Below are 22,754 nucleotides of genomic sequence, written 5' to 3'. Positions count from 1 at the left end.
CATTCAAAACGCCGGACACAGCCAGGGTGCCGCGACAGCTGGATCTCCGCCTGTCGGCGATGTATACGCACGGCGCCCGGTCGGCGCTCAACACGAGCCCACCCCCGCGAAGATCGGCGTCTGGGCAACGTCTAGAGTGGCGTGGTACGCGCAAGTCCTTACCCGGTCTTCACTCCGGGAGCTTGCTGGGATTTCTCTGTCAGGGGTGTGCGTGACGGCCGTCGAGTCCCGACCCGCAGGGGTCGTCTTGACTCCCAGCCCGGGGGGCCATCGGCCGTTCGGGGCCCGCGTCAAGGCATTCGTGGCGCTGACCAAGCCGCGGATCATCGAGCTACTGCTGATCACCACTGTCCCGGTGATGTTCCTGGCCGCGCAGGATGTCCCCGACCTGTGGCTCGTGCTCACGACGTGCGTCGGTGGCTACCTCTCCGCGGGTGGTGCCAACGCACTGAACATGTACATCGACCGTGACATCGACGCCCTGATGGACCGTACGTCCCAGCGTCCCCTGGTCACGGGAATGGTGTCGCCGCGCGAGGGCCTCGTCTTCGGCCTCGTCCTCGCCGTCGTCTCCACGCTCTGGTTCGGGCTGCTGGTCAACTGGCTGTCCGCCGCCCTGTCGCTCGGCGCCCTGCTCTTCTACGTCGTCGTCTACACGATGATCCTCAAGCGCCGCACCGCACAGAACATCGTCTGGGGCGGCATCGCGGGCTGTATGCCGGTCCTGATCGGCTGGTCCGCCGTCACGAACTCGATGTCGTGGGCCGCGGTCATCCTCTTCCTCGTCATCTTCTTCTGGACGCCGCCGCACTACTGGCCGCTGTCGATGAAGGTGAAGGAGGACTACGCGCGCGTGGGCGTCCCGATGCTCCCCGTCGTCGCCTCCAACAGGGTCGTCGCCCGCCAGATCGTCCTCTACAGCTGGGTGATGGTCGCGGTCTCGCTGCTGCTGACGCCGCTCGGCTACACCGGCTGGTTCTACACCGCGGTGGCGCTGGCGACGGGCGGCTGGTGGCTGTGGGAGGCGCACTCCCTGCACAACCGCGCCAAGGCGGGTGGGACGGGCGGCAAGCTCAAGGAGATGCGGCTGTTCCACTGGTCCATCACCTATGTGTCCCTGCTCTTCGTGGCCGTCGCGGTGGACCCCTTCCTGCGCTAGCACATCGGCCCTACCCGCGAGTAGCATCGTGGCATGGCAGACACAAAGCAGGCCAAGCAGGCCGAGAGCAAAGCGGCCAAGCTGGCCAAGCAGATCGGCGCCTTCGCCAAGGAGCACGGCGGCGCCGAGGGGCACCTCGCGTACATAGGTCAGATGGGCACCCGCGTCGTGCTCGTCGGCGAGGACGGCATCTGGGGCGACCTCGTCGCGCCCACCAACGCCATCGCCGAGGCCGCGGCCGAGAAGGCCGGGATCACGCTGCACGAGTCGTTCGACGGCGAGTTCGCCGCGAAGGTGCGCACCGGTCCGTACGAATGGAGCCGCATGGCGGGCATCCAGCTCGGCGGTCCGTCCAACGGCTGAGCAACACCTCACCCAGGTGTCACCCGTTAGGACTGTGGAAGCACGGTCCATGACTGGGAGCCCGGATGATCGACACCCCGACCCTCGTGGACCAGTACTGCCACGGAGTGCTCCGTACGGAACTGGGCCTCGGCACCTTCGAGGCGCATCTGGGCAGGACGGCCGGGCCGCCCGCACCCGGCACCACCTTCTTCGACACCCAGACCGGCTTCGCGGTACGGCGCTGGTGCCCGCCGCTGCTGGGACTCGAGCCGCACTGCCCGCCCGCCCGCTATCTGGCCCGCCGTCGTGAGCTGGGTGTGCTGGAGGCGGGCAGACGGCTGTTGAGGGGCAGCGGGATCTCGACCTATCTGGTGGACACAGGGCTGCCGGGGGACCTCACCGGGCCGCCCGAGATCGCCGCGGCGGGCGCGGCCGAGGCGCGCGAGATCGTGCGCCTCGAACTCCTCGCCGAACAGGTCGCCGACACCTCCGGCACCGTCGACAGCTTCCTGGCGAACCTCGCCGAGGCCGTGCACGGGGCCGCCGCATCCGCCGTCGCCTTCACCTCGGTCGCGGCCGTCGGCCATGGGGTTGCCCTGGCCCCGGAGCCGCCGGGCCCCGGAGAGGTGCGCGGGGCCGCCGGGCGCTGGCTCGCCGGACGGCAGGTCGGCGGCAGACTCGCCGATCCGGTCCTGGTACGGCATCTGCTGTGGATCGCGGTCGCATCGGGACTGCCGCTCCAGCTGCATGTCGGTGTGGAGGACCCGATGCTGATGACCGGTTTCGCGGCCGCCACGGCGGGTCTCGGCACCGATCTGGTGCTGCTGCACGGCTATCCGTACCACCGTCATGCCGCGCATCTGGCGAGTGTGTTTCCGCATGTGTACGCCGATCTGGGGCCCGCCCTCGTGCATACGGGGGCGCGGGCTGCGGCCGTGCTCGCGGAGATCCTGGAGCTCGCGCCGTTCGGGAAGCTGCTCTTCTCCAGCGGCGCGCACGGGCTGCCCGAACTGCATGTGGTGGGCGCGCGGATCTTCCGGGAGTCGCTGGCGCGGGTGCTCGGCGGCTGGGTCGGCGACGGCGCCTGGTCGCGTACGGACGCCGACCGGGTCGCCGGGATGATCGCGGCGGGAAATGCCCGCCGCGTCTACGGACTGTCAGACGTTCGATAGAGCGGAGTCGGTCTGGGCCGGGATCTCGGCCGCAGTCGTCTGCGGACGCTCGCGCAGGCTCAGCGCCTGCCGCAGCACCGCGATCCACATCAGCGCTGAGCCGAGCATGTGGGCGGCGACCAGAGCCTCGGGGACGTGCGTGAAGTACTGGACGTAACCGATCGCGCCCTGGGCGAGCAGCACGATCAGCAGGTCGCGGGCGCGTGCCCGGGTGTCGTCGGGGGCGTCGACCACGCGCAGCACCAGCCACATGGCGACGACCAGCGCGCAGACGACCCAGGCGGCGATGGCGTGGATGTGTGCGGCGGCCGCCCAGTCCCAGGGCATACGAGGAACGTCACTGCTGTCGCCGGCGTGCTTGCCGGAGCCGGTCACCGAGGTGCCGAGCGCGATCAGCAGCAGGGAGGTGACGACGATCGCCCACGACAGCTTGCGGACCGGGCGCGGCACACGCGGTCGCGGTGCGCCGTCCCCCTCACGGGCGCGCTGCCAGGTGATGGTGGCGACCGTGAGGAGCCCCGTGGCGAGCAGGAAGTGCCCGGCCACGGTCCACGGGTTCAGGCCCGCCCACACCGTGATGCCGCCGAGTACGGCGTTGCCCATGACGATCCAGAACTGCGACCAGGCGAGGCGGGACAGCCCGCGGCGCAGCGGCCTTGCCGCGCTCGCCGCGACAATCGCCCAGCCGACCGCTGCCGACAGGACGTACGTCAGCATCCGGTTGCCGAACTCGATCGCGCCGTGGATGCCCTGCTCGGGCGTGGCGAAGAGGCTGTCGTCCGTGCACTTGGGCCAGGTGTCGCAGCCGAGACCGGAGCCGGTGAGCCGGACCGCGCCGCCGGTGACGATGATGACCACGCTCATCACGACGGCGGAGAGCGCGGCGCGCCGGACGGTCTGCGGGGTGGGCGTCCAGCGCTGGGAGATAGAGGCGAGGGGGGTTTGCACGGGCCCTATCGTAGGCGGGGCCTTGTGCGTGTTTTCACGAGGGGGCGATTCCGGGTCAAGACGGCGGTTCGAACGTGCGCCGGTAGCGCGAGCCGTCGAGATGGTCCTCCTCCTCCCACCACACGGCGATCCGCCACGGCACCGCAGGGGCCGGGCAGTCCGGCGAGTGCAGGAAAGCGTCCGTCAGTTCCGCCGCGACCGCCTCCGCGCTGTGGTCGGTCACCGCGTCCGTGCCGCGCCAGGGGTGCCTCATCGGGGTCCAGGAGCCGTTGGCCCCGTCCCGTACGTCGAACCGCCACACCGCACGCCAGGACCGCGCCCGCAGGATCCGCCGCACCTCCGTGCCGTCCAGTTCCAGCCCGTCGGCGATCGCGTCCGGCTCCACGCCCTCGATACGCGCCGCCACGACCGCGAGCGGCAGCAACCGCTCCGGAAGCAGGTCCTCCGCGCGCAGTCGCGTCAGCCCGCCGTCGAAGGGGCAGCGCCGCAGCCTGCGCTCCAGCTGGTCGCTCAGGTGCTCAAGGGCCGCCGCATGGGTCGGCTCGCGCGGATCCGGGTCCGACCACAGGGCGTGGAACTCGCGCTCCGCCCGCACCGCCCAGGCCGCCGCGTCCGCAGGCCGTCCCAGCTCCTCAAGACGGTCGCCGAGGAAGACATGGGCCTGGGCCAGGCCCTCGCGGTTGCGCGGGTCGCTCTGGTCGAGACGTTCCCAGACCTCGATCGCCCGCCGGGTGGCGGCAAGAGCGGCCTGACCGTCCGCATGGTCGTCGGGCGCAGGCCGCTCGCCCTCCGGCTGGAACGCGTACCGCGGCATGCCCAGCTCGTCGCTGAGCGGCTCGGCGAGATACACGGCCTGGCTGATCAGGGCCCTGGCGTACCAGCGCGCATGCTCGTCGTCGTGTCCGGCGGGCACTTCGCAGCGCCGGACCGCCTCGCGGACCGCGGCGAGCGCCGCGTCGCGGCGGCCGGTGTCGAAGTGGTGCCGGGCGAGATCGCCGTATCGCAGGCTGAGCCGTGCGGTGAGCGAGAGGTCGTCCTCGGCGTGCGGGGCGAGCGCCGCGATCAGATCTGTCAGGATCCGCTCGCGTTCGCGGGGTGAGACGCCCGCCCTGCGGGACCTGATCTTGATCCACTCCGCGTCCAGTCGCAGCGCGGCAGTCCGCTCCATCGACGCCTCCCACCGTGCGGATCTTGGCAGGCTCATACTGGCCCGTGAGTCAGTGCCAGCGGAAGACGCGTGAGCTACTCCCTCGCGTGAGCTACTCCCAGCGGAAGAGCCGGGCGGCCGCGCCAAGTCCGAGCACCGCCCAGAGGGCGAGGATGCCCAGATCGGCCCACGGCACTCCCGCCCCGTGCTGCAACACGTCGCGCAGTCCGTCCGAGAGCGCCGAGATCGGCAGCAGCGCGAGCACCGACTCGACGGCGTCCGGGAACTTGTCCAGCGGCACGATGACCCCGCCGCCCACAAGGAGAAGCAGGAAGACCAGGTTGGCCGCGGCGAGCGTCGCCTCGGCCTTGAGCGTTCCGGCCATGAGCAGACCGAGGCCGGAGAAGGCGGCGGTACCGAGGACGAGCAGCAGCAGTACGGACAGTGGGTTGCCGTGCGGCGACCAGCCGAGTCCGAAGGCGATGACCGTCAGCAGGGCGATCTGGAGGACTTCGGTGACCAGTACGGAGAGGGTTTTCGCGGCCATCAGCGCCCAGCGGGGGAGCGGTGATGCGCCGAGCCTCTTGAGGACTCCGTACCGCCGCTCGAAGCCCGTCGCGATGGCCTGGCCGGTGAAGGCGGTGGACATCACGGCCAGGGCGAGGACGCCAGGGGCCAGGAAGTCGACGGGCTCGCCGCTTCCTGTGTCGACGACATCGACGGTGGAGAAGAGGACGAGCAGCAGCGACGGGATGATCACGGTGAGCAGCAGCTGCTCGCCGTTGCGCAGCAGCATCTTCGTCTCGAACGCGGCCTGCGCCGCGATCATCCGCCCGATCGGAGCCGCACCGGGCCGCGGTGTGTACGTACCGGCGCTCATCAGCGCAGCTCCTTGCCGGTCAGTTCCAGGAAGACGTCCTCCAGGGTGTGGCGCTCGACCGAGATGCCGTCGGGCATCACGCCGTGCTGCGCGCACCAGGACGTCACGGTCGCCAGCAGCTGTGGGTCGACCTGGCCCGTGATGAGGTACGCGCCCGGGGTCAGCTCCACCGCCTCCGTGCCGTCCGGCAGCGCCTTGAGCAGTGAGCCGACATCGAGGCCGGGCCGCCCGGTGAAGCGCAGGGTGTTCTCGGCGCCGCCGCGGCAGAGCTGTTCCGGGCTGCCCTCGGCGATGACCTTGCCCGCGTCGATGATCGCGACATCGTCGGCGAGTTCTTCGGCCTCGTCCATGAAGTGGGTGGTCAGGACGGTGGAGACGCCGTCCTGGCGGAGTTCGCGAACGAGATCCCAGGTGGAGCGGCGGGCCTGCGGGTCCAGGCCCGCGGTCGGCTCGTCCAGGAAGACCAGTTCGGGGCGGCCGACGACCGCCATGGCCAGCGCGAGGCGCTGCTGCTGGCCGCCGGAGAGCCGCCGGTAGGTGGTGCGGCCGCAGTTGCCGAGGCCGAGCCGCTCGATGAGGGCGTCCACATCCAGTGGATGGGCGTGGAGTTTCGCCATGTGGCGCAGCATCTCGTCGGCGCGGGCGCCGGAGTACACGCCGCCGGACTGGAGCATCACGCCGATCCTGGGGCGCAGCTTCGCGGCGTCGGCGACCGGATCGAGGCCGAGGATCCGCACTGTGCCGGCGTCGGCGCGGCGGTAGCCCTCGCAAGTCTCGACCGTGGTGGTCTTGCCGGCTCCGTTGGGGCCGAGGACGGCGGTCACGGAGCCCCGGGGGACCTCGAGGTCGAGGCCGTCCACGGCCGTCTTTGATCCGTACCGCTTCACCAGGCCCCGGATCTGGACGACGGACTCGCTTCGCATGCCGAGGAGTCTAGGCGGGGGTCGAAAGCCCCCGAGGAGCGGGGCCGGGACGCATGGGGTGCCGGGGGCGGAATGGCCTGAACTGGCTCCTGAGGCGTTCTTCACATGAACCTGCCAACTCCTTCACGATCGAGTGTCGGTACGAACCAACTCACGAAGGAGAGTTCGTGGCTAGACGCAGACCGGTCGGGCGCGCAGTCCTCGCCGCGCTGACCACCATGGCCGTGGCCCTTCCCCTCGCCCTCGGTGCCGCCCCCGCCCAGGCACAGGAACCCGACGCGGACTTAGCCGCCGCGCCGTCCCCGTATCGGACCAAGACCGAGGCCGGCGTCATCGGACAGCTCGACGCCAAGGACAGGGCGACCTTCTGGGTCGCCCTGACGCATGAGGCCGACACCTCCGCGGCCCGCCGGGCCAAGGGCAAGACCGCCAAGGCGCATGCGCTCTACGAGACGAAGCTGGCATACGCGAAGAAGTCCCAGGCCGGGCTGCGGGCCCTGCTGGACGGCGCAGGCGTCCGCTACGAGTCGTTCTGGATCGTCAACACCCTCAAGGTCACCGCGGACAAGGCGCTCGCCGAGAAGATCGCGGCGCGCGCCGACGTCGCCGCGCTCGAGGCCGACGACCCGATCACCGTCCCCGATCCGCTGCCGGGCACGAACGAACCGCGCCTGGACGCCGTCGAGTGGAACATCGACCGCATCAACGCCCCCAAGGTCTGGTCCGAACTCGGCGTGCGCGGCGAGGGCGTGGTCCTCGCCAGCATCGACTCCGGTGTGCAGTTCGACCACCCGGCGGTCAAGGCGAAGTACCGCGGCCTGAAGTCCGACGGCAGCTACGACCACGCCTACAACTGGTTCGACCCGGCCAAGGTCTGCACCGGCAGTGCACCGTGCGACAACAACGGCCACGGCACCCACACCATGGGCACGATGGTCGGCGACGACGGCGCGGGCAACCAGATCGGCGTCGCCCCCGGTGCCCAGTGGATCGCCGCCAAGGGCTGCGAATCCAGCTCCTGCAGCCGCGACTCGCTACTGCGCTCCGGACAGTGGATCGTCGCCCCGACCGACGCCGCGGGCGCCAATCCCCGCCCCGACCTCGCACCCGACGTCGTCAACAACTCCTGGGGCAGTGCGGTCATCGACCCCTGGTACAAGGAGGTCGTGCAGTCCTGGCGGGACGCGGGCATCTTCCCGGCGTTCTCCAACGGCAACAGCGGCCCGGGCTGCAACACCTCCGGATCGCCCGGCGCGTACACGAACTCGTACTCCTCCGGTGCCTTCGACATCAACAACACCATCGCGTCCTTCTCCTCGCGCGGCACCGGTGAGACGGGCGGCCTCAAGCCCAACCTCGCAGCCCCGGGCGTCAACGTCCGCTCCTCCTGGGCGGGCGGCGGCTACAACTCCATCTCCGGTACGTCGATGGCCTCACCGCACACCGCTGCCACCGTGGCGCTGATGTGGTCGGCGGCGCCCGCGATCCGCGGCAATGTCGCCGAGACCGAGAAGCTCCTCGACGCCAGTGCCGTCGACGTGGACAACACCAGCTGCGGCGGCACGGCGGCCGACAACAACGTCTTCGGCGAGGGCCGCCTCGACGCGTACGCCGCCGTCACCGCCGCCCCGCGCGGCGCGCTCGGCGCGGTCAGCGGCAAGGTCAGCACCGCCGCCGGCCCCCTCGCCGACGCAACGCTGCGCTTCGACGGCCCGATGAAGACGACCGTCATCAGCGGCGCCGACGGCGGCTACGCCCTGCCGAAGCTGATGGTCGGCGACTACAAGGTCAGCGTCGCCAAATTCGGTTACGTCACCGCCCAGGGCGACGTCACCGTCGTCGAGAACGGCAGCACGGTCAAGGACTTCCTGATCGCCGAGGCCGCGTCCGCCGACGTCAGCGGCAAGGTCACCAGCCACGCAGGCGCCGAGGCGAGCGCTGTCGTCACCGCCCAGGGCACCCCGGTCACCACCAAGTCCGCCGCCGACGGCAGCTACACACTGCGCCTGCCCGTCGGTACGTACGACCTCGCCGTCACCCCCGGCCACCGCTGCGCCTCGGCGACCAGCGTCCGAGTCGAGGTCACCGGCGACACGGCCAAGGACATCGCCCTGCCCGACCGGACCGACACCTTCGGCACCGCTTGCACCCTGGGCAGCGGAGACTTCCCGGCAGGCGTCACCAAGCTGGCGTACACCAGCACCACCTTCGGCACGGCCTCCTTCGACCTGCCCTTCCCGGTGGCCGTCTACGGCCGCACCTACCGGGCCGCGACCGCGTCCATCGACGGGGTTCTCTCCTTCGGTACGTCGTCCACATCGAGCAGCAACAGCACCCTGCCGACCACCTTCGCCCCGAACGGCTCGCTCTATCCGTTCTGGGACAACCTCACGGTCGACGCCGAAGCGGGCGTCTACTGGTCCGCGACCGGCACAGCCCCGCACCGGAAGATCGTCGTCGAGTGGCGCAACGCGCTGATCGCCGCGACCACCACCGAGCGGGTCTCCTTCGCCGCGGTCCTCGGCGAGGACGGTTCCGCGTCCTTCCACTACAAGGACCTCTCCGGCACCGGCTTCGAGAACGGCTCCGGCGCGACCGTCGGCGCCGAGAACGCGACCGGCACGGATGCCCTTCTGTACTCGTACAACGAGGGCACCCTCCGCGACGGGATGAGCATCGGCTTCCGTACGACCAAGAGCGCCGTCCTCGCGGGGACGGTCACCGACGCCAACGACAGCAAGCCGGTCGCCGGCGCATCAGTCGGCGTGACAGGCGGCAGCGACACCACCGGCGCCGACGGCGGCTATCTCCTCCAGGTGCCCGCCGACGCTCCGTACGACATCGCCGTCTCCGCCCCCGCCTATGCGGCGGCGAGCGCCCGCCAGACGCCGAAACCGGGCGAGATCGCGGTCTCGGACGCCGCACTCACGACCGGCCGGGTCGCCGCCGACTCCACCGCTCTGACCGTCGTCGTACCGGCGGCGCAACAGCGCAGCCGCACGCTCACCCTCGCCAACACCGGCTCAGCCACCCCTTTCACGGTCACCGAGAAGGACGGCAAGAGCTGGATCAAGGCGGCCCCCGGCAGCGGCAACCTGGCAGGTGGGGCCTCGCAGAAGGTGGCGCTGAGCATCGACACCGCGGGGGTCGCCCCGGGCACCGTCCTGACCGGGACCCTGCAGGTGAAGTCCGAGAGCGGCCGAAGGCCGGTGATCGAGATCCCGGTGAAGACGGTCGTGCCCGCCTACCGGACGGCGATCGACACCGGCACGACCAGATCCTCGGTGGACGCGCTGGGCGACACATGGGGCCCGGACCGCAAGCACGCCTCCGGCGCGTACGGATATCTGGGCAGCGCCGGTGAGGTGTCCACCACTCGGAGTATCGCGGGCGCGGCAGATCCGCAGCTCTACCGGACGGCCCGGCAGGGCATGTACGAGTACCGCTTCGACGGGCTGCCCGCCGGCACCTACCGGATCGAGCTGGGCTTCGCGGAGCTGAGCTCCAAGGACCCGACCGACCGGGTCTTCGACGTGATGGCAGAGGGGACGCAGTACGTGCCGAACCTCGATCTGGCCCTGGAGGCGGGCATCCGTACCGCCCATGACCGGGCCTTCACGGTCCAGGTCACCGACGGCCGGCTCAACCTCAGATTCGTGGCGAATTCCGGCAAGACCCTGGTGAATTCGATCAGGGTCACAGACCGCCCCGACCTTGCGGGATAAATTCCGGGGAACTACCTGGTCAGGGCCCGTCCGGCAGCAGCGGGGCGGGCCCTGTTCTTAGGTAACCCTTAGTGATGAAGCGCACCGGCCCACGCCTTGGACGGCAGTTGTCAGGCCCAGAGGAATTACGCAACAATGGCGTTGTGAAAAACGTTGGCGAGGCTCCGCAGGAGGAACTCGCGACCGGTGAGCACTCGACGCGCAACCGGGTCGCGCGCTCCATCCTGGATCACGGCCCGTCCACCGTGGCCGACCTGGCGGGACGCCTCGGTCTCACCCAGGCCGCGGTCCGCCGCCACCTCGACTCGCTCGTGCACGAGAACGTCGTCGAAGCCCGTGAGCAGCGAGTTTACGGCGCGCGCACACGCGGGCGCCCCGCGAAGGTGTTCGCCCTGACCGACTGCGGCCGCGACGCCTTCGACCAGTCGTACGACACGCTGGCCGTCGACGCGCTCCGCTGGATCGAGCAGAACGCCGGAGGTGAAGCGGCCGTTGCCGCCTTCGCCCGGGCACGGCTCGAGGCGCAGGCTGAGGCCTACCGCACGGCGGTCGACGCGGCGCCCCCCGAGGAGCGCACTGAAGCGCTGGCCAAGGCTCTGAGTGTCGACGGGTACGCTGCTACGGCGCGTAACGCACCGGTCGGCGAGCAGCTCTGCCAGCACCACTGCCCGGTCGCGCACGTCGCCGAGCAGTACCCCCAGCTGTGCGAGGCGGAGACGGAAGTCTTCTCCCGCCTCTTGGGAACGCATGTGCAGCGTCTGGCCACGATCGCCCACGGCGACGGCGTCTGCACCACGTTCATCCCGCACAGCGCACCACAGGCCACCACACCGACAGCATCCACAAGCACGGCCGGGAGGAACCCCGCATGACTCTCCCCACGGAGACTGCCCACCCCGAACTCGAGGGTCTGGGTACGTACGAATTCGGCTGGGCCGACTCCGACGCGGCCGGTGCCGCGGCCAAGCGCGGCCTCTCCGAGGCTGTCGTCCGCGACATCTCGTCGAAGAAGAACGAGCCGGAGTGGATGCTGAAGCTGCGCCTGAAGGGTCTGCGGCTGTTCGACAAGAAGCCCATGCCGAGCTGGGGCTCGGACCTGTCGGGCATCGACTTCGACAACATCAAGTACTTCGTGCGGTCCACCGAGAAGCAGGCGGAGTCCTGGGAGGACCTGCCCGAGGACATCAAGAACACGTACGACAAGCTCGGTATCCCGGAGGCGGAGAAGCAGCGCCTGGTCGCCGGTGTCGCCGCGCAGTACGAGTCCGAGGTCGTCTACCACCAGATCCGTGAGGACCTGGAGGAGCAGGGCGTCATCTTCCTCGACACGGACACCGCGCTGAAGGAGCACCCGGAGCTCTTCCAGGAGTACTTCGGCACGGTCATCCCGGTCGGCGACAACAAGTTCGCCTCGCTTAACTCCGCCGTGTGGTCCGGTGGCTCGTTCATCTACGTGCCGAAGGGCGTGCAGGTCGACATCCCGCTGCAGGCCTACTTCCGTATCAACACGGAGAACATGGGCCAGTTCGAGCGGACGCTGATCATCGTCGACGAGGACGCCTACGTTCACTACGTCGAGGGCTGTACCGCCCCGATCTACTCCTCGGACTCGCTGCACAGCGCCGTCGTCGAGATCATCGTCAAGAAGGGCGGCCGCTGCCGCTACACGACGATCCAGAACTGGTCGAACAACGTCTACAACCTGGTCACCAAGCGCGCCGTGGCGTACGAGGGCGCGACCATGGAGTGGGTCGACGGCAACATCGGCTCCAAGGTCACCATGAAGTACCCGGCCGTCTACCTGATGGGCGAGCACGCCAAGGGCGAGACCCTGTCCATCGCCTTCGCGGGCGAGGGCCAGCACCAGGACGCCGGCGCCAAGATGGTCCACATGGCCCCGAACACCTCCTCCAACATCGTCTCCAAGTCGGTGGCACGAGGCGGCGGCCGTACCTCCTACCGCGGTCTGATCGAGATCGGCGAGGGCGCGCCGGGCGCGAAGTCCAATGTGCTCTGTGACGCGCTGCTGGTCGACACGATCTCCCGCTCCGACACGTACCCCTACGTGGACGTGCGCGAGGACGACGTGTCCATGGGCCACGAGGCGACCGTCTCCAAGGTCTCCGAGGACCAGCTCTTCTACCTGATGAGCCGCGGCATGACGGAGTTCGAGGCGATGGCGATGATCGTGCGCGGCTTCGTCGAGCCGATCGCCAAGGAACTCCCCATGGAGTACGCGCTGGAGCTCAACCGGCTGATCGAGCTGCAGATGGAGGGGTCGGTCGGCTAAGCCCCGCCCTCCCCAGCAGCGACTGATTTCTTACGCAGAGGCAGAGAGAGAGCACGACGACAGCCATGGCTGAGGCTCAGAACATTCCGGCGGGGTCCACCACTGCCGGCTCGATCGCGGTGGCCGCCGAGTCGACCGTCGCCACCCGCATGAGTGCGCCGCCGTCCTTCGACGTGGCGGACTTCCCGGTCCCGCACGGCCGCGAGGAGGAGTGGCGCTTCACTCCGCTGGAGCGGCTGGCCGGTCTGCACGACGGCACCGCCGTCGCCAACGGCACCGGCATCAAGGTCGACATCGACGCGCCCGAGGGCGTCGTCGTCGAGACCGTGGGCCGGGACGACGCGCGGCTCGGCAAGGCCGGCACCCCGGTGGACCGCGTGGCCGCCCAGGCGTACTCCTCGTTCGAGAAGGCCTCGGTCGTCACCGTTCCCAAGGAGACCGTGCTCACCGAGCCGGTCAGGATCGCCGTGCACGGCGAAGGCGGCACCGCCTTCGCCCACCAGGTCATCGAGCTCGGCGCCTTCGCCGAGGCCGTCGTGGTCATCGACCACACCGGTGACGCGGTCCTCGCCGCCAATGTCGACTACCTGCTCGGCGACGGCGCGAAGCTCACCGTCGTCTCCGTCCAGGACTGGGACGACAAGGCCGTCCATGTCTCCCAGCACAATGCGCTGGTCGGCCGGGACGCCTCGTTCAAGTCGATCGTGGTCACCTTCGGCGGCGATCTCGTACGTCTCCACCCGCGGGTGCAGTACGCGGGCACCGGCGGCGAGGCCGAGCTCCTCGGCCTGTACTTCACCGACGCCGGTCAGCACCAGGAGCACCGCCTCCTGGTCGACCACAACGCCCCGCACTGCCGCTCCAACGCCGCCTACAAGGGCGCGCTGCAGGGCCAGGACGCGCACGCGGTATGGATCGGCGACGTCCTGATCGAGGCCAAGGCCGAGGGCACGGACACGTACGAGATGAACCGCAACCTGGTTCTGACCGACGGTGCGCGCGTCGACTCCGTGCCGAACCTGGAGATCGAGACCGGCGAGATCGTCGGCGCCGGTCACGCCTCCGCCACCGGCCGCTTCGACGACGAGCAGCTCTTCTACCTGCAGTCCCGTGGCATCCCGGCCGACGAGGCCCGCCGCCTGGTGGTCCGCGGCTTCTTCGCCGAGCTGGTCCAGAAGATCGGTCTGCCGGACGTCGAGGAGCGCCTGCTCGCCAAGATCGACGCGGAGCTGGAGGCGTCCGTCTGATGGCCGCCTTCGTCCGAGCCTGTGGGCTGAGCGAGCTGGATGAGGACACCCCGAAGCGGGTGGAACTCGACGGCACGCCGATCTCGGTCGTCAAGACCGAGGGCGAGGTCTTCGCCATCCACGACGTCTGCTCGCACGCGAATGTCTCGCTGTCCGAGGGCGAGGTGGAGGACTGCCAGATCGAGTGCTGGCTGCACGGCTCCAGCTTCGACCTCCGCACCGGCAAGCCGTCCGGCCTCCCCGCGACGCGCCCCGTCCCCGTATACCCCGTCAAGATCGAAGGGGACGATGTGCTCGTCTCCGTCACCCAGGAGTCCTGAGTCACCCATGGCAACGCTTGAAATCCGCGACCTGCACGTTTCCGTCGAGGCCGAGAACGGCCCCCGGGAGATCCTCAAGGGCGTCGACCTGACCGTGAAGCAGGGCGAGACCCACGCCATCATGGGCCCCAACGGCTCCGGCAAGTCGACCCTCGCGTACTCCATCGCGGGCCACCCCAAGTACACGATCACCAGTGGCACCGTGACTCTGGACGGCGAGGACGTCCTTGAGATGACCGTCGACGAGCGCGCCCGCGCCGGCATGTTCCTGGCCATGCAGTACCCGGTCGAGGTCCCCGGTGTCTCGGTCTCCAACTTCCTGCGTACGTCGGCGACGGCGATCCGCGGCGAGGCCCCCAAGCTGCGTACCTGGGTGAAGGAGGTCAAGTCCGCGATGGAGACGCTCCAGATGGACCCGGCCTTCGCCGAGCGCAACGTCAACGAGGGCTTCTCCGGCGGTGAGAAGAAGCGCCACGAGATCCTCCAGCTGGAGCTCCTCAAGCCGAAGATCGCGATCCTCGACGAGACCGACTCCGGCCTGGACGTCGACGCGCTGCGCCAGGTCGCCGAGGGCGTCAACCGCGTCCACGCGAGCGGCGAGGTCGGCACCCTGCTGATCACGCACTACACGCGCATCCTGCGCTACATCAAGCCCGACTTCGTGCACGTGTTCGCGAACGGCCGCATCGCCGAGTCCGGCGGCGCCGAGCTCGCCGACAAGCTCGAGGCCGAGGGCTACGAGGCATACACGAAGGGTGGCGTATCCGCGTGACACAGCTGCCGGGCCTCCTCGACACCGAGGCGATCCGCAAGGACTTCCCGATCCTGGACCGCTTGATCCACGACGGGAAGAAGCTCGTGTACCTGGACAACGCGGCGACGTCACAGACGCCGCGCCAGGTGCTCGATGTGCTGAGCGAGTACTACGAACAGCACAATGCCAACGTCCACCGCGGTATCCACGTGCTCGCCGAGGAGGCCACGGCGCTGTACGAGGGTGCCCGCGACAAGGTCGCCGCCTTCATCAACGCGCCGAGCCGCGACGAGGTGATCTTCACCAAGAACGCCTCCGAGTCGCTCAACCTCGTGGCCAACATGCTGGGCTGGGCGGATGAGCCCTACCGCGTGGATCACGAGACCGAGATCGTCATCACGGAGATGGAGCACCACTCCAACATCGTCCCGTGGCAGCTGCTCGCGCAGCGCACCGGCGCGAAGCTGAAGTGGTTCGGCCTCACCGACGACGGCCGCCTGGACCTGTCCAACATCGACGAGATCATCACTGAGAAGACGAAGATCGTCTCCTTCACGCTGGTCTCCAACATCATGGGCACGGTCAACCCGGTCGAGGCACTCGTGCGCCGGGCCCAGGACGTGGGCGCGCTGGTCCTGGTCGACGCCTCGCAGGCCGCGCCGCACATGCCGCTGGACGTACAGGCGCTCGGCGCCGACTTCGTGGCCTTCACCGGCCACAAGATGTGCGGTCCGACGGGCATCGGTGTGCTGTGGGGCCGCCAGGAGCTGCTGGAGGACCTTCCGCCGTTCCTCGGCGGCGGCGAGATGATCGAGACGGTGTCGATGCACTCGTCGACGTACGCTCCCGCGCCGCACAAGTTCGAGGCCGGTACGCCCCCGATCGCCCAGGCCGTCGGCCTCGGCGCGGCCGTGGACTACCTCACCTCGATCGGCATGGACAAGATCGCCCAGCATGAGCACGCCCTCACCGAGTATGCGGTGAAGCGGCTTCTCGAGGTCCCCGACCTGCGGATCATCGGCCCCACCACGGCCGAGGAGCGCGGCGCGGCGATCTCCTTCACGCTGGGAGACATCCACCCGCACGACGTGGGCCAGGTCCTCGACGAGCAGGGCATCGCGGTCCGGGTCGGCCACCACTGCGCGCGGCCGGTCTGTCTTCGGTACGGAATTCCTGCGACCACGCGGGCGTCGTTCTATCTGTACTCCACGCCCGGCGAGGTCGATGCCTTGATCGACGGCCTGGAGCACGTCCGTAACTTCTTCGGATGAGGGACTGACGCGTGAAGCTGGATTCGATGTACCAGGAAGTCATCCTGGACCACTACAAGCACCCCCACGGGCGTGGTCTGCGGGATGGCGACGCCGAAGTGCACCACGTCAATCCGACGTGCGGTGACGAGATCACGCTGCGCGTGAAGTACGACGGTTCCCTCATCGAGGACGTGTCGTACGAGGGCCAGGGCTGCTCGATCAGCCAGGCCTCCGCATCCGTGCTGAACGAGCTGCTGGTCGGCAAGGAACTGGCCGAGGCGCAGAAGATCCAGGCGACCTTCCTGGAGCTGATGCAGTCCAAGGGTCAGATCGAGCCGGACGACGCGATGGAGGAGGTGCTGGAGGACGCGGTCGCGTTCGCCGGTGTCTCCAAGTACCCCGCCCGGGTGAAGTGTGCTCTGCTGAGCTGGATGGCGTGGAAGGACGCGACGGCGCAGGCGCTGTCCGAAGGGAAAACGGCATGACTGACAACGAGACCGCCACGATCAAGCCGGCTTCCGAGGAGGAGGTCCGCGAGGCGCTGTACGACGTGGTCGACCCCGAGCTGGGCATCGACGTCGTCAACCTCGGCCTGATCTACGGCATCCACATCGACGACTCCAACATCGCCACCCTGGACATGACGCTGACGTCCGCGGCCTGCCCGCTGACCGACGTGATCGAGGACCAGGCGAAGGCGGCGACGGACGGCATCGTCAACGAGCTGAAGATCAACTGGGTCTGGATGCCGCCGTGGGGCCCGGACAAGATCACCGATGACGGGCGCGAGCAGCTGCGCGCGCTCGGCTTCAACGTCTGATCGTCCGCGTCTGATCTTCTGCGTCAGATCTTCTGCGTCCGATCGTCTGGTTCGAACGAGGCCCCCGGCATGCTGCCGGGGGCCTCGTGCTGTCCGGTGCTGTTCGTGTTCCGTACCTGCGGCGTGTGCACGCAGTTGGCGCGGGGGCCGGAGTCTGCTCGTCGACATCACGCCGACGAGAGGCACCCCGTGCTGCACCCTGTTTCGCCGAGTTCCCGCCGCAGGTCCGTGGCCGCGGGCAGCGTCCTCGCCCTGGCCGCCCTGGGACTCAACTCGCCCGCGCACGCCGTGAGTTACGGAACGCCGACGATCACGCTCTCGGCCGCGTATCTGTCGGGGGCCGTCGGGGCGACCGGTGACCCGGTGGTGACGGTGAACGTCGCGCAGAGCGGTGCCGACGCATCCGCACTCGGGGTGGCCGCCTCCACCAGTTCCCGGTCTGCTGTCGCCGGTACGGGTGATGTCACCGTCAGTGGTACGGGCGGCACCCGGCAGCTCACCGTGGCCGCGCGCGGCCGGGGCTACACCGATCTCACGATCAAGGTCAGCGGGCTCGGCGGGCTGAGTGCCACCAAGACGCTGCACTTCGCCGCATCGGCCGCGGTCCAAGGCGCCGCCGATACACGGTACTTCACCGGATCCGCGGACGCCTCGGCCGCCGTCGACGTCGGCGGCGGGTACGCGGTGGTCGCCGACGACGAGTCCAACACGCTGCGGCTGTACAGCCGTTCGGCGTCCGGGGCGCCCGTGAAGACCTGGGACTTCAGCTCCCAGCTCGGGGTGTCCAAGGAGATCGACATCGAGGGTGCGGCCCGGGTCGGGAACACCGTCTACTGGACCGGTTCGCTCGGCAACAACAAGGACGGCGAGTACAAGAGCGCCCGCGACACCGTCTTCACCACGACGGTCACCGGGTCGGGCGCGGGCACGCAGCTCGCGCTGGGCCGTTCGTACAAGAAGCTCCGTGACGATCTGGTCGCTTGGGACACGGGCAACGGCAACCGCTACGGCTTCGCGGCCGGCACGGCGGCCGGTCAGGCGCCCAAGCAGATCGACGGGTTCAACGTCGAGGGCTTCGAGTTCGCGCCCGGCTCGACGACGACGGCATACATCGGCTTCCGGGCGCCGCTCGTTCCGCCGCAGGCCGGTGGCAAGGCGCTCATCGTGCCCGTCACCAATATCGACAAGGTGCTGGGCAGTGGCACCAGGGCGGTCTTCGGTACGCCCATCGAGCTGGACCTCGGCGGGCTCAGCATCCGGGACATCCGGAAGAACACCGCCGACCAGTATCTGATCGTGGCCGGTTCCTGGGCCGCGGACGACAACTCCGATCCGTACGCCCTGTATGCGTGGGACGGCGTCGCCGGTCACGCCCCCGTCAAGCGGGCCGATCTGCCCACGAGCGACCCGGGCGGCTGGGAGGCCGTCGTCGACGTGCCGGATCTTTCGCAGCCGGGAGCGCGGGCGCAGCTGATCACGGACGACGGCTCGGCGGATCTGTACGGGGACGGCACGGAGGCCAAGGATCTGACCCACCCCGAGTGGAAGAAGTCGCGCGCCACGTGGTTCACCGTCACGGGCTGACGGCATATTGGTCGGTATGGCCGTTTCTCTGTACACCGTCGTCATCGACGCCCATGATCTGCCGGCGCTCGCCCGTTTCTGGAGCCAGGTCCTGGACTGGAAGGTGGTCTTCGAGGCCGAGGACGAGATCGTCATCGGGGCGGACGAGTTCTCCCTGCCGGGGATCACCTTCGTGCCCGTCCCCGAGCACAAGACCGTCAAGAACAGGCTGCACATCGACCTCGCGCCCGACGACCAGGCCGCCGAGGTCGAGCGGATCATCGGGCTCGGGGCCCGGCGGGCCGATGTCGGGCAGGGGTCGGCGGCCACCTGGGTGGTGCTCGCCGACCCCGAGGGCAATGAGTTCTGCGTACTGCGCCCCAAGAAGACCCTGCTCGACTAGGGGGTGTCTTTCGGATCTTGCCGGGCTCAATCGACCGGACAGGACCTGGGGCGACGAGCTCTAGTACGCGGGCGGTACGGCGGCGGCCTCGGCGAGGGTCGGGGCCAGGTTCTCCGTGCGGATGCGGCGGTCGACGTAGAGCAGGCTCGCCACCAGCTGCGGGAACGCGGCGACCAGAATCTGGCCGATCAGCTGGCTCACCAGCGCCAGTACCAGGGCGCCGCCGAGGTAGACCAGGACCTGCGATCCGGTCGGGTCGGAGCCGACGTCCGAGGAGCCGATCAGGCCGGGGATCATCTGCACGAAGCTCAGGGGTATCTGGATGACATAGGCCGCGATACCCGCGATGACGGCGGCGAGCACCGTGATGCCGAAGATCCGCCACCAGTCGCCGCGGACCAGCTTGGACGAGCGGCGCATCGCGTCGAGTACGCCCTGGCCCTCGAAGACCGCGGCAGCCGGGGCGAGGGAGAACTTCACCCAGAGCCAGACGGCGGGTGGGGCGGTGACCAGTGCGCCGATGAAGGCCAGCGGAGGCACGATCAGCGGCCCGGTGCCCGAGGCGAGCAGCGCGATCATGAGGGCGACGAAGGCCGTGACGAACAGGGCGATCGGGATCAGGCAGAGCAGGCCCGTGAGGAACACCGTGCCGATCACGGCCGGTGCGCCCGCCGCCGCCCGCCGCCAGATGACGCCGAAGGTGGCGGGCTTGCCCAGCACGGCGTCCTGGAGGATCGCCGGGCATGCGGCGTACACCATCGCGGTGGCCAGCAGCATGAAGATCGTGCCGATGGCCCAGATGACGACGAAGGAGATGAGCACGGGGCGGATGTCGTCCCAGACGGGCGGCTCGTCGCTCGTCGCGGAGTAGATGGCGCGCAGGTGGTCGCCGACGAGGGCGTACGCGATCGCCAGTGCCGCTCCGACGGCGGCGGTCGCCGCTCCGTAGACGGCCGCGGCCATGCCGAAGAGCTGCTTCCAGTAGCGGCCCATCGTGACGAAGGCGCCGCCCAGTATGTCGCCGAGGCCGAGCGGGGCCAGTGGGATCACCCCGGGCTTGGGCGGCGGCGGGGGCATCCAGCCGCCCCAGCCCGGAGGTGGGCCCGCCGGAGGTGTGTTTCCGTATGCCACTGAGGTGTCTCCCGCGCGTCGTCTGCCCGGGCGCTGTTTGGGCCCCGGTGCGTTCTGCCTGGTCGGCGGGGACACCGTAGCGGGGTGGGACGGGCCGGGTCACCGTGCCCCCCGCTTCGCTTTTCTCGTCTCGGCCGTCGCTTCGCGCAGCGCGGGCGCGGCCTGCTCGAAGTAGCGGAACAGGACGCGCAGTTCGTCGGCGCTGAAACCGTCGAAGACCTCGGCCATCCGGCGCCGGGCCGGGCCGAAGGCCGCCTCGTCCTGTTCGGGGGTGAGGGGCACGGACTCGACCACGACCCGGCGGCGGTCGGCCGCATCGGGACCGCGGCGGACCCAGCCGGCGCGCTCAAGCCGGTCGACGAGCCGGGTGGTGGCGCTCTGCGAGAGGCCGATGCGCTCGGCGAGCCCGCCGGTGGTGAGGGGGCCCGCGAGCTCCAGGGCGTTGAGGGCGTACACATCCGTGGGATTCTGGCCGAGGGTCTCGGCGGCCGCCTGGCCGTGCAGGACGACGGCGGTCAGATAGGCGCGGTAGGTGTCGGCGAGCTGTCCGAGCAGCGGTCCGCGGTCCTCGTCGGACGTGTGTTCCTGGTCGGACATCGTCTGCCGCCTTTCGTCTGATTTCGCCCTGGCGCCTGCTGGTTGCTTGCGCCGGCACATATATTGCCCCATCCCCTGTTGTGTACGGGTGTACGCAACGATGTGTACCCTCGTACGCATGGGATACGGACTGCTGGCCGCGGCGATCGCGGCGGAGGTGGCCGGGACGACGGCCATGAAATACAGCGAGGGCTTCACCAGGCTGTGGCCCTCGCTGCTCACCGTCGCGGGCTATGTGCTCGCCTTCACCCTGCTCGCGCAAACGCTCAAGACCCTGTCGGTCGGCACCGCGTACGCGATCTGGGCGGGCGTCGGCACTGCCGCCATCGCCGCGATCGGCATGGTTTTCCTCGGCGAGTCGACCAGTCCCGTCAAGCTCGCCGGGATCGCGCTGGTGATCGTCGGCGTCGTCGTGCTCAACATGGGCGGTGCGCACTGATGGCACGGCGGTACGACCCCGAGCGGCGCCAGCGCATCATCGACGCGGCGATCCGGGTTGTCGCGAGCAACGGGATCGCGGGGCTCAGCCACCGCACGGTGGCGGCCGAGGCGGATGTGCCGCTCGGCTCGACGACGTATCACTTCGCCTCCCTGGACGAACTGCTGGTCGCCGCCCTGCGCCAGGCCAACGAGGGCTTCGCGGCGGCGGTCCGGGACAGCGGCGCGCTCGCGGACCCGGACGCCGATATAGCTGAAGAGCTCGCCCGGCTGATGGGGGAGTGGCTCGCGGGGGAACGTACCGGCGTGGAGCTGGAGTACGAGCTCTACCTGGCGGCCCTGCGACGGCCCGCGCTGCGGCCGGTCGCTGCGGAGTGGTGCGAGGGCCTCGCCGAGATCCTGGCCCGCCGGACCGATCCGGTCACGGCGCGGGCGCTGGTGGCGCTGATGGACGGGATCTGTCTGCAGGTGCTGCTGACGGACGCGCGGTACGAGGCGGAGTACGCACGGGAGATGCTGGCCCGGATCATCGGCCCGCGGGCCGCCTGACGGCGGGATGGCGGACGCCGGGCCGCGGTCCCGGTCCCGGCAGCGCCCTCGGGTCCCCTGCGCCTACGACGTGCCGGGTCGGGCGCCCCTGGCCGGGTCGGGTGCGGCCGGTCCGGTGGAGGAGGCGATCAGCACTGCCGGAGGTGAGGCTGCTGCTGGACCGCGTCCTCGTTCCACGCCCTTCGGTGACCAGGGCGATCCCGATCCGCCCTCACCCCTCCACGTAGCCTTCCGTCCACTCGTCCTCGTCGACCACTGCCTCTTGGATGTAGAAGCAGTTGGGTTCGTCGGCGAAGCCGGGAAGCTTCCGAGCACGGTCGATCCGGTCTTGTGCGGCCTCGCGGCTTGAGTAAGTACCGAGATGCTTGACGTCGTCGCCGGCTTCTTCGTCGGACCAGAAGTCGTCCGGCTTATCGAAGTGCCGGATTTCTCGCTCTTCTTCAGCCCGGTGATGTACGTGCCACAGCAGGTAGACCTTGGCGGGTCCGCTCATGTCGCTTCGCTGCTTTCCTTTTCCTGTCAATGACTTGAGGCGGTGCGGCTAGGGCCTGTCGTTTGTATCAGGCCGGATCAGTGAGCGGGGTCTGGTGCGTGCGATCGCAAGGCGGAGGAGGGAGCTCACGCGGAGCGTCGGCGACTGACGACAACGCGGCGAGCGTGCGTGCCAGGGCACGCGAGCCCGGCAAGATCCGAAAGGCACCCCCTAGTTCCGCGAGAGGTACTTCCTCACCTTGCTAGTACCGCATTGTTGGTCTCCGTGGTCCAGGAGTGGAACCGCAGGTTGGAATCCAGGGACCAGGTCTGGCGCTGGGTGCCGGCGGCTGGCCAGGGACGTGGCGAGCCGCTCAAAGCCGGCGAAACCACGACAGCTACAGTTCGCCGGCCGCAACTGATGCCCCCGCCCGCCGACTCATCGCCGCCTGGTGGTCAAATCTCTCAGGGCAGACCGCCACCGGCCGACGGTTGTCGCTCACAGATCGCCCTAGTCCTTGCCAGGGCCGACCATCGCTTCCGGGAGACCACCCATGCCCAAGCACCGCATGTCCAAGCGCAAGCGCATCATCGCCTGGGCAACCGCAGGCATAACCCT

General features: G+C 69.3%; 23 protein-coding genes. 16 read left to right on the top strand and 7 right to left on the bottom strand.

Annotated features, from left to right (window positions below):
* Window positions 1–211 precede the first annotated feature (211 nt).
* The 3 genes from ABZS64_RS21885 to ABZS64_RS21875 all read left to right on the top strand — a co-directional run bounded on the left by ABZS64_RS21885 (window position 212) and on the right by ABZS64_RS21875 (window position 2,676).
* Window positions 212–1,159 carry a heme o synthase gene (locus ABZS64_RS21885; protein WP_355832020.1) on the top strand — a complete coding sequence of 316 codons (948 nt, stop codon included), beginning with the start codon at window positions 212–214 and terminating at the stop codon, window positions 1,157–1,159.
* Window positions 1,160–1,192: 33 nt separating this feature from the next.
* Window positions 1,193–1,522: a hypothetical protein gene (locus tag ABZS64_RS21880; protein WP_355832018.1), complete on the top strand. Its 330-nt coding sequence runs from the start codon at window positions 1,193–1,195 to the stop codon at window positions 1,520–1,522.
* Window positions 1,523–1,587: 65 nt separating this feature from the next.
* Window positions 1,588–2,676 (top strand): amidohydrolase family protein, encoded by a 1,089-nt coding sequence (locus tag ABZS64_RS21875; protein ID WP_355832015.1) that lies wholly within the window; start codon window positions 1,588–1,590, stop codon window positions 2,674–2,676.
* On the opposite strand, the gene ABZS64_RS21870 is transcribed toward ABZS64_RS21875, so the two are convergent.
* From ABZS64_RS21870 to ABZS64_RS21855, 4 genes are all read right to left on the bottom strand, one after another.
* Window positions 2,662–3,624, bottom strand: coding sequence for a COX15/CtaA family protein (locus ABZS64_RS21870; RefSeq protein WP_355832013.1), 963 nt, complete (start codon window positions 3,622–3,624; stop codon window positions 2,662–2,664). The two genes, ABZS64_RS21875 and ABZS64_RS21870, sit on opposite strands and share 15 nt — an antisense overlap.
* Window positions 3,625–3,679: 55 nt before the next feature.
* Window positions 3,680–4,792 (bottom strand): hypothetical protein, encoded by a 1,113-nt coding sequence (locus ABZS64_RS21865; protein ID WP_355832010.1) that lies wholly within the window; start codon window positions 4,790–4,792, stop codon window positions 3,680–3,682.
* 91 nt (window positions 4,793–4,883) lie between these two features.
* Complete coding sequence (locus ABZS64_RS21860; protein ID WP_355832007.1) at window positions 4,884–5,651, bottom strand: ABC transporter permease; 768 nt, start codon at window positions 5,649–5,651, stop codon at window positions 4,884–4,886.
* Window positions 5,651–6,574, bottom strand: a complete 924-nt coding sequence (locus tag ABZS64_RS21855) for an ABC transporter ATP-binding protein (RefSeq protein WP_355832004.1) — start codon at window positions 6,572–6,574, stop codon at window positions 5,651–5,653. Before ABZS64_RS21855 ends, ABZS64_RS21860 begins: the two co-directional genes overlap by 1 nt.
* A gap of 167 nt (window positions 6,575–6,741) precedes the next feature.
* Here ABZS64_RS21855 and ABZS64_RS21850 point away from each other — a divergent pair, with 167 nt between their 5' ends.
* The 11 genes from ABZS64_RS21850 to ABZS64_RS21800 all read left to right on the top strand — a co-directional run bounded on the left by ABZS64_RS21850 (window position 6,742) and on the right by ABZS64_RS21800 (window position 18,949).
* Window positions 6,742–10,299: a S8 family serine peptidase gene (locus ABZS64_RS21850; RefSeq protein WP_355832001.1), complete on the top strand. Its 3,558-nt coding sequence runs from the start codon at window positions 6,742–6,744 to the stop codon at window positions 10,297–10,299.
* A 143-nt stretch (window positions 10,300–10,442) separates the two neighbouring features.
* Window positions 10,443–11,171, top strand: a complete 729-nt coding sequence (locus ABZS64_RS21845) for a metalloregulator ArsR/SmtB family transcription factor (protein ID WP_355831998.1) — start codon at window positions 10,443–10,445, stop codon at window positions 11,169–11,171.
* The gene (gene sufB / locus ABZS64_RS21840; protein ID WP_355831995.1) at window positions 11,168–12,589 is read left to right on the top strand and encodes a Fe-S cluster assembly protein SufB; all 1,422 of its coding nucleotides are present in this window, start codon (window positions 11,168–11,170) and stop codon (window positions 12,587–12,589) included. Before ABZS64_RS21845 ends, sufB begins: the two co-directional genes overlap by 4 nt.
* Before the next feature lie 65 nt (window positions 12,590–12,654).
* Window positions 12,655–13,836 (top strand): Fe-S cluster assembly protein SufD, encoded by a 1,182-nt coding sequence (gene sufD / locus ABZS64_RS21835; RefSeq protein WP_355831992.1) that lies wholly within the window; start codon window positions 12,655–12,657, stop codon window positions 13,834–13,836.
* Complete coding sequence (locus ABZS64_RS21830) at window positions 13,836–14,156, top strand: non-heme iron oxygenase ferredoxin subunit (protein ID WP_355831989.1); 321 nt, start codon at window positions 13,836–13,838, stop codon at window positions 14,154–14,156. Before sufD ends, ABZS64_RS21830 begins: the two co-directional genes overlap by 1 nt.
* Before the next feature lie 7 nt (window positions 14,157–14,163).
* Window positions 14,164–14,928 carry a Fe-S cluster assembly ATPase SufC gene (sufC, locus tag ABZS64_RS21825; RefSeq protein ID WP_355831986.1) on the top strand — a complete coding sequence of 255 codons (765 nt, stop codon included), beginning with the start codon at window positions 14,164–14,166 and terminating at the stop codon, window positions 14,926–14,928.
* On the top strand, window positions 14,925–16,181 hold the full coding sequence (locus ABZS64_RS21820) for a cysteine desulfurase (RefSeq protein ID WP_324990235.1): 1,257 nt from the start codon (window positions 14,925–14,927) through the stop codon (window positions 16,179–16,181). Before sufC ends, ABZS64_RS21820 begins: the two co-directional genes overlap by 4 nt.
* An 11-nt stretch (window positions 16,182–16,192) precedes the next feature.
* Complete coding sequence (gene sufU / locus ABZS64_RS21815; protein WP_355831982.1) at window positions 16,193–16,648, top strand: Fe-S cluster assembly sulfur transfer protein SufU; 456 nt, start codon at window positions 16,193–16,195, stop codon at window positions 16,646–16,648.
* On the top strand, window positions 16,645–16,983 hold the full coding sequence (locus ABZS64_RS21810; protein ID WP_355831979.1) for a metal-sulfur cluster assembly factor: 339 nt from the start codon (window positions 16,645–16,647) through the stop codon (window positions 16,981–16,983). The genes sufU and ABZS64_RS21810 overlap by 4 nt, the downstream gene beginning before the upstream one ends.
* A gap of 189 nt (window positions 16,984–17,172) precedes the next feature.
* Window positions 17,173–18,567: a hypothetical protein gene (locus ABZS64_RS21805; protein WP_355831977.1), complete on the top strand. Its 1,395-nt coding sequence runs from the start codon at window positions 17,173–17,175 to the stop codon at window positions 18,565–18,567.
* A gap of 16 nt (window positions 18,568–18,583) precedes the next feature.
* A complete protein-coding gene (locus ABZS64_RS21800; protein WP_355831974.1) occupies window positions 18,584–18,949 on the top strand; it encodes a VOC family protein in 366 nt (121 codons plus the stop codon).
* A 60-nt stretch (window positions 18,950–19,009) separates the two neighbouring features.
* On the opposite strand, the gene ABZS64_RS21795 is transcribed toward ABZS64_RS21800, so the two are convergent.
* Window positions 19,010–20,080: a hypothetical protein gene (locus tag ABZS64_RS21795; RefSeq protein ID WP_355831971.1), complete on the bottom strand. Its 1,071-nt coding sequence runs from the start codon at window positions 20,078–20,080 to the stop codon at window positions 19,010–19,012.
* Between the two features lie 99 nt (window positions 20,081–20,179).
* The gene (locus ABZS64_RS21790) at window positions 20,180–20,677 is read right to left on the bottom strand and encodes a MarR family transcriptional regulator (protein WP_355831968.1); all 498 of its coding nucleotides are present in this window, start codon (window positions 20,675–20,677) and stop codon (window positions 20,180–20,182) included.
* A gap of 118 nt (window positions 20,678–20,795) precedes the next feature.
* On the opposite strand from ABZS64_RS21790, the gene ABZS64_RS21785 reads away from it, so the two are divergent.
* On the top strand, window positions 20,796–21,116 hold the full coding sequence (locus ABZS64_RS21785) for a multidrug efflux SMR transporter (RefSeq protein ID WP_355831965.1): 321 nt from the start codon (window positions 20,796–20,798) through the stop codon (window positions 21,114–21,116).
* Window positions 21,116–21,664, top strand: a complete 549-nt coding sequence (locus ABZS64_RS21780; protein ID WP_355831962.1) for a TetR family transcriptional regulator — start codon at window positions 21,116–21,118, stop codon at window positions 21,662–21,664. The genes ABZS64_RS21785 and ABZS64_RS21780 overlap by 1 nt, the downstream gene beginning before the upstream one ends.
* Window positions 21,665–21,875: 211 nt before the next feature.
* Here the strand turns inward: ABZS64_RS21780 and ABZS64_RS21775 are convergent, their stop codons facing one another.
* Entirely contained in the window at window positions 21,876–22,157 is a 282-nt protein-coding gene (locus ABZS64_RS21775) for a hypothetical protein (protein WP_355831960.1), read from the bottom strand.
* Between the last annotated feature and the right edge of the window lie 597 nt (window positions 22,158–22,754).

Origin of the sequence: Streptomyces sp. NPDC005408 (assembly GCF_040606445.1) — a bacterium.
Lineage (GTDB): Bacteria > Actinomycetota > Actinomycetes > Streptomycetales > Streptomycetaceae > Streptomyces.
The sequence above is the reverse complement of the archived record's forward strand: the minus strand, read 5'-3'. Positions and strand labels throughout refer to the sequence as shown.

What these genes read in the sequence shown, in the direction of transcription:
- ABZS64_RS21830 (WP_355831989.1), top strand. Translation starts at nt 13,836, where the DNA reads ATGGCCGCCTTCGTCCGAGCCTGTGGGCTGAGCGAGCTGGATGAGGAC.
- ABZS64_RS21880 (WP_355832018.1), top strand. Translation starts at nt 1,193, where the DNA reads ATGGCAGACACAAAGCAGGCCAAGCAGGCCGAGAGCAAAGCGGCCAAG.
- sufD (WP_355831992.1), top strand. Translation starts at nt 12,655, where the DNA reads ATGGCTGAGGCTCAGAACATTCCGGCGGGGTCCACCACTGCCGGCTCG.
- sufC (WP_355831986.1), top strand. Translation starts at nt 14,164, where the DNA reads ATGGCAACGCTTGAAATCCGCGACCTGCACGTTTCCGTCGAGGCCGAG.
- ABZS64_RS21790 (WP_355831968.1), bottom strand. Translation starts at nt 20,677, where the DNA reads ATGTCCGACCAGGAACACACGTCCGACGAGGACCGCGGACCGCTGCTC.
- ABZS64_RS21810 (WP_355831979.1), top strand. Translation starts at nt 16,645, where the DNA reads ATGACTGACAACGAGACCGCCACGATCAAGCCGGCTTCCGAGGAGGAG.
- ABZS64_RS21780 (WP_355831962.1), top strand. Translation starts at nt 21,116, where the DNA reads ATGGCACGGCGGTACGACCCCGAGCGGCGCCAGCGCATCATCGACGCG.
- ABZS64_RS21860 (WP_355832007.1), bottom strand. Translation starts at nt 5,651, where the DNA reads ATGAGCGCCGGTACGTACACACCGCGGCCCGGTGCGGCTCCGATCGGG.
- ABZS64_RS21800 (WP_355831974.1), top strand. Translation starts at nt 18,584, where the DNA reads ATGGCCGTTTCTCTGTACACCGTCGTCATCGACGCCCATGATCTGCCG.
- ABZS64_RS21775 (WP_355831960.1), bottom strand. Translation starts at nt 22,157, where the DNA reads ATGAGCGGACCCGCCAAGGTCTACCTGCTGTGGCACGTACATCACCGG.
- ABZS64_RS21855 (WP_355832004.1), bottom strand. Translation starts at nt 6,574, where the DNA reads ATGCGAAGCGAGTCCGTCGTCCAGATCCGGGGCCTGGTGAAGCGGTAC.
- ABZS64_RS21865 (WP_355832010.1), bottom strand. Translation starts at nt 4,792, where the DNA reads ATGGAGCGGACTGCCGCGCTGCGACTGGACGCGGAGTGGATCAAGATC.
- ABZS64_RS21875 (WP_355832015.1), top strand. Translation starts at nt 1,588, where the DNA reads ATGATCGACACCCCGACCCTCGTGGACCAGTACTGCCACGGAGTGCTC.
- sufB (WP_355831995.1), top strand. Translation starts at nt 11,168, where the DNA reads ATGACTCTCCCCACGGAGACTGCCCACCCCGAACTCGAGGGTCTGGGT.
- ABZS64_RS21785 (WP_355831965.1), top strand. Translation starts at nt 20,796, where the DNA reads ATGGGATACGGACTGCTGGCCGCGGCGATCGCGGCGGAGGTGGCCGGG.